A 13,485-nucleotide genomic window follows, 5' to 3' on the forward strand; every position below is an offset into this window, starting at 1 on the left:
ACATTATCCGCCGCTGCTTACGCCATCGCCTGCTGCGCCTGTGGAAAATCCCCGGGGCGCTGCTGCTATTGCTGTCAGTCCATTCGCTACGCGCGGCCTGGGATTTTGCCAATATTCAACAAAAGTCCGATGCGCTTTATGGCCCGGCTACACCAGAAGCGCAGCAACGAATCCGCGCCTGGCAACAGCTTCTGCTCCAGTTACGTAATGCTGACGAGCAAACGCAATTACGCGCTGTAAATCAATTTTTTAATGAGAAGATCCGCTATACCGAAGACATTGATGTCTGGCATAACGTCGATTACTGGGCAACCCCTATCGAGTCGCTGCGCAAAGGTGAGGCAGATTGTGAAGACTACGCGATCGCCAAATATTTCACCCTCCGCCAGTTGGGCGTATCCGAAGACAAACTTCGCATCACCTATGTTAAAGCCCTGCGTTTAAACCGCGCACACATGGTGCTGACCTGGTACGCCACCCCTGAGGCGATTCCTTTGGTTCTCGACAGTCTGACCAGCACAATTTCTCCTGCGACGCAGCGCATGGATTTATTACCCGTCTACTCCTTTAACAACACCGGCCTTTGGCTCCCCGGCAATCAAAACAATAAACGCGTTGGGGACAGCAAGAGGCTTTCTCGCTGGCAGCAAGTTTTCACCAAAATGCGGGAAGAAGGCTTCCCGATGGATAAATAGGAATCGCCCGTGTCTCTTTTTAAACAGTTACTTCTGGCAATCTCTCTCTTTATGATGATTGTGTTCAGCGGCAATTTTATTGTGACGCTGGAGAGTTCTCGCAATCAGTCCAATAACCAGCTCCTTTCACATGCCCAGGATGCCGCAACGGCGCTAGGCGTTTCGCTAACGCCCAACGTCAACGACCCGGCAATGATCGAGCTGATGGTCAGCTCCATTTTCGATAGTGGTTACTACAAAAAAATCCGCATCGTCGATCTGGCAAACGGCAAAATAATGCTTGAGCGTAGCGCGGTAGCGACAATTCCCAACGTCCCCGCTTGGTTCGTCGATCTGGTGGATGTCACCCCGCAAACTGGTGAAGCAACGATTATGCGCGGTTGGCAGCAGGCTGCTCGCGTGGAAGTGACCAGCGATCCTATCTTTGCCGTGCAGCGTCTGTGGGACAATACCTTAGGTAATCTGCTGTGGATGCTGTCCTGTAGCCTCGCCTGCTTAATCGCCGGCAGTTTGCTGCTACGCAAACTGCTGCGCCCGCTCAATTACATGGCAAAACAATCCGAAGCTATTACCCGTCGCGAGTTTCTGACACTCCACGAGTTACCCAAAACGCCGGAATTACGCCGCGTTGTAGGCGCCATGAATTTAATGGCAGCTAAGCTTAAATCGTTATTTGAAGAACAAGCTATCTACAGCGAACGCTTGCACAATGAAGCTTATCTCGACAGCCAGACCGGGGTTGCCAACCGCCGGGCATTCGATATGCAGCTCCAGGCGCGACTGAGTGATACCGATACGGCACCAGGATATCTGATGCTGGTTCGCGTTCAGGATTTAGGTGGCCTGAATCAGCGCTTTGGCGGACCGCATACTGATAAGCTGTTGCTCAACATCGCCAACCTGCTGAACGCGCACAGAGAAAAGTATGCCCCTCTCGACAGCACGCTCGCCCGCATTCGTGGCGGTGAGTTCGCCCTACTCTGCCCTGGCGTCACACATGGTGAGATGTTGGATTTATGCAATTCGCTGTGCCAAAAACTCACGGCCTTTTACGCCACCGGAATGTCAGACCAACAGCCGGTTGCCTATACCAGCATGGTGCCATTCAGCGCCGGAGAAAATGCTCAGTCATTGCTGATCCAGGCCGATCGCCTGCTGGTTGAAGCGGAAACACACACCAACCATCAGGTCGTTCCCACCACTGAAATACCTGCGGCTACAGAAGATCAGCATTTGTGGTTTGTTCGTCTGGAGCATGCGCTGGCAAATCAACAGTTCCAGCTGGTTTATCAGCCGGTGGTCGATTGCCGCCAGCCGGATAAAATCCTGCATTACAAGGTGCTGTCGCGCATTATTGATGAGCAGGGTAACGCTATTACCGCGGGGCGGTTCTTGCCCTGGATCCACCGCTTTGGCTGGAGTCATCGACTCGATAAAGTCATGTTGAAGCTCACATTGAACCAGTTGAAAACCGCGCCTGGAAAACTAGCGTTGAGTATTTCTGGCAGTTCTGTCGCCAGCGCGACCGCCATTGCAGACCTGCTCAATCCGTTACGGTACTCACCGAAATTAGCCAGCAAGCTGATTCTGGAACTGGATGAAAATCAGTTACCAGGCCCCCATCAGATGGCGGCATTTGTTAAAGCCGTAGGTCAGCATCGCTGCGCGCTGGGACTGCAACACTTCGGTAGCCGTTTCGATATGATCGGTCATCTGTCGCAATGGGGTCTTGCCTATCTGAAAATCGACAGCAGCTATATCCGCAAAATTGATGAGGAAAATGATAAGCGTTTGTTTATTGAAGTATTGTGCAGTGCCACGCGCAGTATTGATTTGCCGCTCATTGCCGAACGTGTTGAAACGGAAGGTGAGCTTATGGTGCTGCAAGAATTAGGGATTGATGGAGCAATGGGGCAATTATTAGGTGAGCCCGCGCCATTGTGATAAAACTGGCGTCTTGATACGCCTTTGTATAGCCGGATAGCGCTGCGCTTATCCGGCCTACAAATTGCCTGCATCAGCTAAAATATACGATCATCGTTGCCAAGCAGTTGTTCTAACCCGCCAAGTTCCTGGCGCGCGTTCGCGCGATTCATTAATTTAACCTGCGCCATCGGCGGAAGATCGGTAATGGCAATCACGCCTTTACGGATCAACAGGTAAATCAAATCGTCGAGCACGCGAACCATCTCCAGGTCGCTTTTTTGCAGCATCGCTAAAGCCTGCTGGTTGTCATTTTCAGGACTTTTTGCCACGCCTTCTGCCTGCACGTTTGCAGCAGATGAATCAGAATTCATATCAGTGCCTTTTCATTTTGCGCGATGCTGCTGCCCTGTTTACACAGGGCAGCAGGCAATCGTTAGTGAGTGTGGTTTTGATCGGGTTTAGCAATCAGGTGATCCAGCGAGTAGCTCGGAGAATGCAGATCGCTGCTTGCCGGAGTAGACAGCGCGGTATCAATCCCATGCGCCACCTTCGCCGGGCTGGCGATCAGGTGATGATCGCCGCCGCTTTGAATGTACTTCGCAATATCCACACCTTCATGCAGTTCACGCGCCAGATCGCTAAGATCGACTTTTTCAAGTACGCCCTTCGCTTTATCGTCAGCGCTGAGCACCGCTGTCGCCTGGCCGTGTCCGGTCGCTGCTGGCGCATAAGACAGAGATAATGCGTTGTCGTCGAACAGGTTATGCAGCGCATGCTGCATCGCAGCATGATTCCCTTTATCCACCGTATGCCCTTTCACTGGTGCAGGCTCGTCCATCGTCACGTTCAACGTTTGGCTATAAGGCGTAATATTACCGTGGTTATCATGCGCCTCGACCAATACGTTCACACGGTTATGACCGGCACGGAATGCGGAGGTATCGGCCTCAATGTCATAGGTCAACCCATTAATGCCCTGATGAAGAATAGCATCGTACTGATGACCATTTACCAGCGCTTTAATATGATCGCCATCATTTACATCACCGCTTACGCTGCCGGTAATATGCGTGACGGTATCGTGTGATTCGGCACGCGAGATGTGGTTATCACCGGCGATCTTATCTACCACGATACTGGCGTCAGCGTGTGTATCAAGGACGATGGTTTTGTGATCGCTCACATCGATTGTATTACCCGCGTCGTCGTGTAACGTCGTTTTCACATCAATATCATTGATACCTTCCTTCAGATATGCGCTCTGGACAGCAACCTGATAAACCGTTGATGATCCAGGTGCCAGCGTAGCCTTCATAAGGTGACCGTTGATATTCACTTCAACAACATCGGTAGAATGGGTATCCCCAGAGACCGTAAAGCGAATCACTGTGTCTGACTGCGATTCTTTCAGGTTAACGACGTTATCTGCTGCGATGCCGTCATTGATAGTAATCGCACCATCGGCATGAGTATCCAGCACCACGTTTTTCTGATCGTGCACGTCTAACGTATTCCCTGCGTCATCGTGTAACGTCGTTTTCACCTCAATCTTATTATCGCCCTCATTCAGATACGTTCCCGGAACCGCAACCTGATAAACCGTCGAGGAGCCAGGTACCAACGAAGCCTTCATGTTGTTGCCATTGACGCTAACATCAACGACATCGGTCGGGTGAGTGTCGCCGGAAACCGTAAATTTAATCACCGTGTCTGACTTCGATTCATTCAGGTTAACGACGTTGTCGCCTGCGATGTGGTCATTAATGGTAATTGCACCGTTGGCCTGCTCATCAACGGAATAGGTATGTGTCGATTTTGCGGTGAACGGGTTCCCCGGCGCGTCATGGCCGGTAAGCTCAACGTCAATAACTTTGTGCGCATCACTACGTAGAACCGCCGAATCCACGTCAATCTGATAGCCCAGACCGCCGCCGCTCAGGGTGATGACGCTCCCTTGATACTTATGCCCGCCGATGGTCAAGGTAACCGGATCATAAAGCTGCGCGTCACCGCCGACATGGCCGGTGATGGTCACCTTCTGCCCCGACAGCTCCTGGTGGTTGAGGACGTTATCCGCCGTGACGCTGTCAATGTCGACGGTACCTGAAGCCACGCGGTCGATGAGGATCGTCTTATCGGTATCAATCTGCTGGCGGTTACCGGCATCGTCATGGGCGACGACATGGGCAGTAATATGCTGGTCATGAACCAAATCAACCGTACTGACTTCAACGCGGAACACCTTCTTACCGCCGCTGTCGGAGACTATCGCCGGCAGCTCTTTGCCATTGACGGTGACGGTAACCTGATCGCCGACCTCAACGTCGCCGGTCACAGAACCGGTGATGATGGTGGTCGGTTTCCCGGCTTCAACGTTATTCAGCACGTCATCATTGGACACTGGGTCCAGGACAATTGTCGCATCCACGCGCTCGTCAATTATCACGATTTTGTCATACGTCGCAGTCTGGATATTGCCTGCCGTATCATGACCCGTCACGCTGACATGAATAGTCGGATCAGTCTGAAGATCCGTGGTACTCACGAATGCTTTATACCCCAACTGCCCGTTCATATGCGGCAGCTCAATGACAGTGGCCTCAACCTGGTTGCCATTAACGGTGATATAGACCTTGTCGTTTTTGTGTACGTCACCATCCACGGTACCGCTGACTTCAACCTTGCCAGCCTGAATCTCAGCGGCATTGATAACGTCGTCACCGCCCACGGTATTAACCGTTACCGCTGCCGATGCCGTGGTATCGACAGAAAACGCTTTGATGATACTGGTGTCCTGAACGTTGCCAGCCTTGTCGTGGCCGGTCACTTTAGCGTCGATGGTATGGTCAGCTACCAGGTCTGACGTATTTACATCAACTGTGTAGTGATTACTTGCATTAATAACGGCATTGTAATCATGACCATTGACCGTCAAGGTCACGTTTTCACCGGGTTTAACATCGCCGGAAACGGAACCACTCACCGTGGTCTTTGCTTGTCCAACTTCTTGCGAGTTCAGTACGTTATCAGTTGTGATGTTATCAATCGTAACGCCCGCATCAGCGTTGAGATCGACCTCAACGTGCTTCGACGTCGAGTCAGTACCAGTGTTTCCGGCAGCATCGGTAGCGCTTACCGACGCGGTAATGTCCGGGTTATTACGCAGATCGTTGATGCTGACATCCTGCGACCAGACCCATCCCGTGGTGCCTGCATGTACCACAGCGGTTAAAGTATTACCATTCACCTGCAGCGAGACTACGCTACCGTCATGGATGCCTTCGCCGCTGACCGTACCGCTGATCGTTGTTGTGCCGCTTTTCGCTTCCGAACCATTGATAACGTCATCACCGGCGACATTGTCCATGGTGATGTGGACTGGGTTATCGATATCGATCTGAATGGTTTTCAGCACGCTCGAGGTGTCGCTACCCACGGAGTTACTGACGGTAATTGATACCTCAAATGTCGGGTGCGCCTTAAGTACGTCGGTAGGAACATCAACCTGATAGCCTAATTCACCCGGCAGGCCAGGAATCGCGATCATTTTGCCAGGGTATTGATTGCCGTTAATGGTGACAATAACCGTATCATTGACGCTTACATCCCCAGTTATCAGACCACGAATCGGCGTAGTGGATTTACCCTCTTCAACTTGGTTGATTACATCATCGCCCGTCACCGGATCGACGGTGAGGTGGACATGCGGTTTCTGTGGCAGCGAGGTTCCCGTGCCGGTTGTAGATGTAGTGATTGGCGTCAAATTGGTATTAAAACTGCTACCGCCAGCAACAGGAATTTGTGCTACCCAAGGTAGGTCATAATATTGATGTGCCACCGCCATAGCGACATTGCCATGATTGTCGTGGCCAATGACAGTTACAGTAATATTGCCGTCATCATCCCAATAATCAGTGCTAATGTTCAGTGTGTATCCCAGCTTCCCATCCGGTAAGGTGATAACGGTGGTGTCCAATCTGTTTCCATGACCTACGTCAATATGGATAAGATCGCCGAATTGCGCATCATGATCAACATGTCCCACAACCGTCACATAATCAGGTCTGGCTCCAGCAGCAAGGTCTTGCGGAACCCAGTTTTTAGCTGAGTCAATAGTGATGCCAATCTGAGCAACGGTATCAATCTCCACCGGCCTATCATCATGCCCGTACGCAACGTTGCCAGCCGCATCCTTTGCCGTCACCTCGGCATGGATATTCGGATCCATCAGCAGATCGAGCGTTGAAACCTGAGTGCTAAACACGTGCTGACCGTTGCTGCCATCCTGCACCGGGGCATAGTAGGTCTGATGGTTGATGGTCAGTTCAACCAGATCCCCCACTCGTACATCGCCACCCACGCTACCGGTCACGGTGGTCAGCGGGTTATGCGCATCTTTGTAGCTGATAACATCATCATTATGATCCGTCACCAGCGGGTCAATATGGACGATAGCCTCGGCGCGATCGTCAATTTTCACCGTGCTTGTCGCATCCGTCGTCGCGGTATTTCCTGCGGCATCATGGGTGGTAATCGTCGCAGTAATATTTGGATCGTTTTTCAACCACTGGGTATCAACCTCGATGCTATAGCCCAGCGCCCCCAGCTTCGGCAGTTCAACAACCGTCGCATCGACTGCATGGCCGCCAATCACCAGATGAACGATATTCCCCTTTTGCGCATCGCCGCCCACCGTACCGCTGATGATCGTTTTCGGCGCCTGCAGTTCAGTACCGTTCAGAACGTCATCACCCGTCACGCGATCGATGGTGATTGCGGCAACGGCCCGGTCATCCAGATTAACGTCATGGTGCGCCACCACATGCGCATGGTTCTTCGCTGCATCGGTAACGTCCATGGAAACTTCAATATGCGGGCTGGCGACCAGATCGGCGGTATTGACGATAATACGGTAGCCCAGATGACCACCGATATCGTCCACCGACCCCTTATAAGTGACGCCGTTGATCGTCATGACCAGCGGGTCACCCTTGTGAACTTCACCGGTCACGGTGCCGGTCACGACGGTGGTGGTCTGATGCTGCTCGTCATAATTCAGCGTGTTGTCTGGCGTAACGGAATCAATCGTAATTGTCGCGTCGATGAGGGTATCGATCACCACCGTGGTCTGAGCATTGGCCGTTGCCGGGTTACCCGCAACATCGGTGGTGCTAACAGTCGCCGTTAAATGCGGGTCGGACAGCAGATCGGCAGTACTGACTTTGATGCTATACCCGAGATGCCCACCCTGATCGATGACTTTCCCGGTCAGAGTGTGACCATTGACGGTCAGATACACGATGTCGTTCACATGCACATCACCGCCGACTTTGCCGGTGACCATCGTAAACTGATCATGCGACTCCGCACCGTTAATCATATTGTCGCCAGTAATCGGATCGATAGTCAGCAGCGCTTTCGCGTGCAAATCCACCGACAAATCATGCGTGGTTTCAGCTCTCTGCTGGTTGCCAGCACGGTCTACTCCAACTACCTGCGCAAAAATATGCGGATCTTTCACCAGATCGCCCGTCAGCACATCCAGCTTATAGCCCAGCGCATTATTGTGCTCCGGGAGTTTCTGGACAGTTGTGTCGTAGTGGTGACCATTGATGGTAACGATCACTTTATCGCCCACGTGCACATCGCCAGAAACGGTACCCATTACCTCAGTGGTGTGTTTTGTGGACTCGGTGCCGTTAATCATATTGTCGCCCGCCACGGTATCAATGGTTATCCCAGCCCGAGCGTGGTTATCAATATGTACTTGCTGCGTCGTGGACTCGACAACTTCGTTCCCCACCGCATCATGTGACGTTACGGTAGCGTTGAAGGTGACATCTTTGTCCTGGTTGCCCTGGTTGTTGCTAAATTCAGAGGAAGGGACCGGGATTTGATACCCCAACTGGCCGTTGCCCAGAACGAGAACCTTGCCGGTATACGTGTGACCGTTAATCTCAACGCGCACATCATCATTAATTTGTGCATCTTTACCCACAACGCCGCTAACCAACTGCCAGCTCTTGTCTAACTCGAAATGGTTGATTACGTTGTCATCAGTCACCGGATCAATCGTAATCGTCGCTTCCGCGTGCAGATCGATATGCACCATATGGTCGTGCGTTACCGTTGACGGGTTACCGTGTTCGTCGACGGTTGAAATAGAGACATGGACCTTCTGGTCACTGCCATCTTTCAGGTTATCGGTGCTGACTTCAATACTGTAGCCCAGCGAGTGGTCAGGCAGTTCAAAGACCTTGCCCGTATAGGTTTTACCGTTGAAGGTTAAAGTGACGATATCATCTTTCTGCGCATCGCCGCCGACTGCCCCTGTAATCGTCGTCTTGTGCAACTGAGACTCAGCTTTGCTGATAATGTCATCACTTGCGACGGTATCGATGCCGATAGAGGCGCTGGCGTTCAGATCCAGCCCCACGGTACGCTCCGCAGTTGCCGTGGTTTCGTTATCATGATCGTCCGTGGTATGAATGCTGGCATGAATCACCGGGTCGTTGACCAGGTTCTGGGTATCCACCGGGATATGGTAGCCGAGGCCACCGTTTGCCAGCTTCTCCACTTCCCCCGAATAATGTTGACCATTAATCACCAGCTCAACGATATCGTGCTCTTTTGCATCGCCGCTCACCGAGCCGCTGATGGTGGTCTTGCCGTGATTGTCCGTCGATTCCTTGATGTTGATGAAGTTATCATCCGTCACACCATCAATGGTGATATGCGATTGCGTGTACATATCGCTACTGATGGTTTTCGTCACAGAATGTGTGACGCAGTTCCCCGCCGCATCGCTGGAGGTGACCGAAATGGCAATTTCCGGATGACTCATCAGCATATGGGTTTTCATCGGGAAGCTATAGCCCAGCTTGCCGCCTGCCAGCGTGATAACAACGCCTTCCATCACCGGGACGCCATCCAGCTGCAACGTCACCACATCCCCGGCCGCCGCATCCACGCCGGTTACGGTACCGGCAATCTGCGTAAAGCCGCCGTTCGCGGAAAACTCCTTAATATTAATAAGGTCATCACCCGCGACGGTATCAATATGCACCTGGTTTACCGCAAAGTTGTCGATATGCACGTCGTGGTCGCTGATCGCCGTCACTTCGTTGCCTACCGCATCATACGAGACAACCGTCGCCCTGATGTTGACATATTTATCCTGGTCGCCCTGGTTGTCGCTGAACGCCGACGGGTCGACCGGGATTTGGTATCCCAGTTTGCCGTTATTCAGCGTAATGACTTCACCCGTAAACGTGCGGCCATTGATCTCAAGCCTGACAACATCGTGAACTTTCGCATCCCCGCCGACGGTGCCGGAGATGATTTGCTGAGCCATATTCAGTTCGCTATGGTTCAGGGTGTTATCGGCAGTCACATCATCAACCGTAATGGTTGCCTCAGCGTGCAGATCGATATGCACCGCATGCTCGGCTGTTGCCGTTGCTGGGTTGCCGTGTTTGTCAACGGTTGAGATGGAGACATAAACCTTCTGGTCGCTGCCATCCTGCAGGTTGTCGGTGCTGACAGGAATGCTATAGCCCAGAGAGCCATCAGGCCGTTCAAATACCGTGCCATGATAGGTTTGGCCATTGAAGGTTAAGGTGACGTCATTGCCTTTATGCGCGTCGCCGCCGACCGGCCCGGTGATGGTGGTGGTATGCAGATCGGACTCTGCCTTACTGATAATGTCATCGCCTGCAACGGTATCGATCTCGATAATGGCGCTGGCGTCCAGATCCAGCCCAACGTGGTGTTTCGTCACCGCCGTCATTTCGTTGCCATGCTCGTCCGTGGTATGGATGCTGGCATGAATCACCGGGTTGTTGACCAGGTTCTGGGTATCCACCGGGATATGGTAGACCAGATTGCCGTTCGCCAGCTTCTCCACTTCCCCCGAATAGTGTTGACCATTAATCACCAGCTGAACGGTGTCATGCTCTTTTGCATCTCCGCTCACCGTGCCACTGATGGTGGTCTTGCCGTGATTGTCCGTCGATTCCTTGATGTTGATAAAGTTATCAGCCGTCACGTCATCAATGGTGATATACGACTGTGTATACAGATCGGCGCTGATGGTTTTAGTTTCAGAATGCGTGACGCTGTTCCCTGCCGGATCCGTAGAGGTAACAGAAACCGTAAATTCCGGATGAGTTACCAGCTTATGGCTATTTACCGGGATGCTATAGCCCAGTCCACCGCCCGCCAGCGCGATAACCACACTGTGAATCACCTCGCCGCCCTTCAGCGCCAGGGTAACCGCATCCCCCACCTTCGCATCCACGCCGGTCACGGTACCGGTAATTTGCATGATCCCGCCGTCGGCTAAAAATTCCTTAATATTAATAAGGTCATCACCCGCGACGGTATCGATATGTACCGTGTTTTCCGCGAAGTTGTCGACATGCACGCTGTGGGTGTCGGTGGCAATCGCCAGATTGCCCACCGCATCGTGAGAGGTGACCGTTACCTTCACGTCCATATAACCATCGACTTTTGCAACGTTGTTGGCAAAATCGGCTGCGTTCACCGCAATACGATAGCCCAGCGTGCTATTGCCGAGATCGATGATCTGACCGTTATACTGGTGGCCATTGATCTCTACCAGTACCGGGTCGCCCGCTTTCGCGTCTTCTCCGCTGACGGTTCCGGAAATCACCTGGTTACGCATATACAGCTCAGCACGATTCAGGGTGTTATCTGTCGTGACATCATCAATCGTGAGGGCGTTATGTGCCTGGGTGTCCAGCACCACGGTGCGGTGCGTCACAGCAGTGGCTTCATTACCTACTGCGTCATGGCTTACCAGCGTCACCTGCACATCGTTAGCCCCCTCTTTGAGAGTTGCGGAAGGCACAACGATTTCATAGCGTAGCTGGCCATGATCATCGAAAACCGTGCCTTGAAACGCTTTGCCCTGAATGGTCAACGTGACCGGATCACCCACTTTCGCATCACCGCTGGCAACGCCAGAAATAGTGGTCGGCATACGAGACTCATTAGCGTTGACGACATCATCATTCGCCACCGTTTCAATAGTCACGGCATTTTGCGCATACAGGTCGTTATCGACATGATGATCCGTGGAAACAATGGTGGTGTTTCCTGCGTCGTCAGTAGAGGTTAATGTAGCGTGAATGTTCGGGTCATTCAGTAACCCCTGGGTCAGGACCGGGATGGTATAAGTCAGAGTCCCATTACCTGGGTCGGTAACAACGCCGGTATATTCGTTACCATCAACCAATAAAGTGACGATATCGCCGGGTTTAGCATCGCCGCTGACCGCCCCGTGGATCAGGGTTTGCGGTTGACGTGACTCTTCGTAGTTAATGAGGTTATCCGGCGTGACGTTATCAACGGTAATGTCGATGTTTGGCCCGGTAATATCAATCAGCGCATGATCAAAACTTTCTGCCGTTCGTCCCGTCACATCGGTGGCTATTGCCACCACTGTTACATTTCCCGGGACCAGTCCCCCCAGATCGGTATCAATATTCCAGTGCCCGTTGCTCACCGGAACAGTAACGGTGAATGTGTTTTTTTGGCTATCGGTGAAGGTGAGTGTGATGTGATTTTGATTACTGGTGCCGCTTAAATGGGTCTGATGGAATTCGCTTTTGTTAATGAAACCGTCGTTGCCGGCAAACTCGGTAATTTGTACCTCAGGCGGGAAAACACTCGCGGAACCTGCGGTAACTCCCCCTATCGGCAGATTGATATCCCAGTTCGGGCTTCCCAGACCTTTGGTGTTAAAACCTGCTGTCGGATCAACCACCTGCCCGGTCAATTCAAGCTGAACCAGAGTGTGCCCCCCGCCGCCACCTTCTAATGTTACCGGTGCTTCATTACCCGCCGCGGTGGCTTCCAGCACCTGCGTCGGGTCAGCGCCATCGGCAATGGCCTTTTGTGCGGCGGCAATATCCTGAGCACTACTTTCCGGATGATGGCTGGCCTGTAGACCGTGCTCACCCCAATGGCTATTACGGCCTATATCCAGCGTTTTTCCGTCTGGTAAAGAGATACTTACCGCGCCGCTGGCACCGGTCACAATTTCTTCACCGCTATATACCCTGTCGCCTTCATGAACCAGTCGTTGTGCACCATTGGCATCAACTACGTAAACCTGTCCAATAATTGCTTTGATCACACCGAGTAATTTGCTCACCGTAACCTCACTTAATTACCATCATTATTTTTATAAACTCGTTAATATATTAACGAACAAATATCACATTCAATTAATGTAAACATTAATATCTCAATGTAGAAAAAAACACATTTTATAGAATGCAATTACATGAGACTTGACTGGCAAATGAATATAATAAAAAATAACCAAAAATAAAACACGATGTGACAAAACATGTCGCTGAATAGCTGATTACAGGCTTCAATTAAGATAATTCACATTTGTTAATTAATATAACGTGTTTGTAAAAATGGATGATAGCGATGACAACTGGATGTCATAACCGTGAGATATAGGGCATTCATGTCATGAAGAAGCTTTTAGTTTTTCTGCTTTCATGTTTTTCAATAAATGCAGTAAATGCAGAAGACTTACAAAATACCGTTAAAGATGCATTAGCCAATCATCCTGAAGTTAATGCTGCAATTAATAGCCGTTTTTCCTCAGAGCAAGATCTGCGGGCGGCTCAAGGTGGTTATTTGCCATCCCTGAATTTAAATGCCGAGGCCGGACGCAAAAATGTTGATGATGCAACTACCCGCGCGGCAGGCCGCAATAACGGTCTGACTCAGTCCCCTAAGGAAGGTGCGAATAAGCAGGTCATTTCTTCCCAAGCTGACTCGCTGATTAAAATTTCGCGGATCTGGGCCGATTTTTTTC

4 protein-coding genes and 1 pseudogene are annotated in these 13,485 nt (G+C 51.5%); 3 read left to right on the top strand and 2 right to left on the bottom strand.

The genetic code is table 11. The annotated features are described in order from the left end of the window. Positions 1-2: 2 nt before the first annotated feature. Positions 3-695 (top strand): cysteine protease LapG, encoded by a 693-nt coding sequence (gene lapG, locus OGY37_RS19320; protein WP_032934107.1) that lies wholly within the window; start codon positions 3-5, stop codon positions 693-695. Between the two features lie 9 nt (positions 696-704). After that, a complete protein-coding gene (gene lapD / locus OGY37_RS19325) occupies positions 705-2,639 on the top strand; it encodes a cyclic di-GMP receptor LapD (protein ID WP_286554180.1) in 1,935 nt (644 codons plus the stop codon). A 77-nt stretch (positions 2,640-2,716) separates the two neighbouring features. Here lapD and OGY37_RS19330 read toward each other — a convergent pair whose 3' ends face one another. Both OGY37_RS19330 and OGY37_RS19335 read right to left on the bottom strand, forming a co-directional pair. Beyond that, entirely contained in the window at positions 2,717-2,992 is a 276-nt protein-coding gene (locus tag OGY37_RS19330; RefSeq protein ID WP_003825832.1) for a hypothetical protein, read from the bottom strand. 62 nt (positions 2,993-3,054) lie between these two features. Further along, entirely contained in the window at positions 3,055-12,801 is a 9,747-nt protein-coding gene (locus OGY37_RS19335; protein WP_286621596.1) for a retention module-containing protein, read from the bottom strand. A 332-nt stretch (positions 12,802-13,133) separates the two neighbouring features. On the opposite strand from OGY37_RS19335, the pseudogene OGY37_RS23525 reads away from it, so the two are divergent. After that, positions 13,134-13,485, top strand: a pseudogene (locus tag OGY37_RS23525) (TolC family protein); the annotation flags it as partial.

Origin of the sequence: Citrobacter sp. Cpo030 (assembly GCF_030333005.1) — a bacterium.
Classification (GTDB): Bacteria; Pseudomonadota; Gammaproteobacteria; order Enterobacterales; family Enterobacteriaceae; genus Citrobacter; species Citrobacter portucalensis.

Bases quoted from the DNA above. Each gene is read 5' to 3' on its own strand.
- OGY37_RS19330 (WP_003825832.1), bottom strand. From the start codon at position 2,992: ATGAATTCTGATTCATCTGCTGCAAACGTGCAGGCAGAAGGCGTGGCA.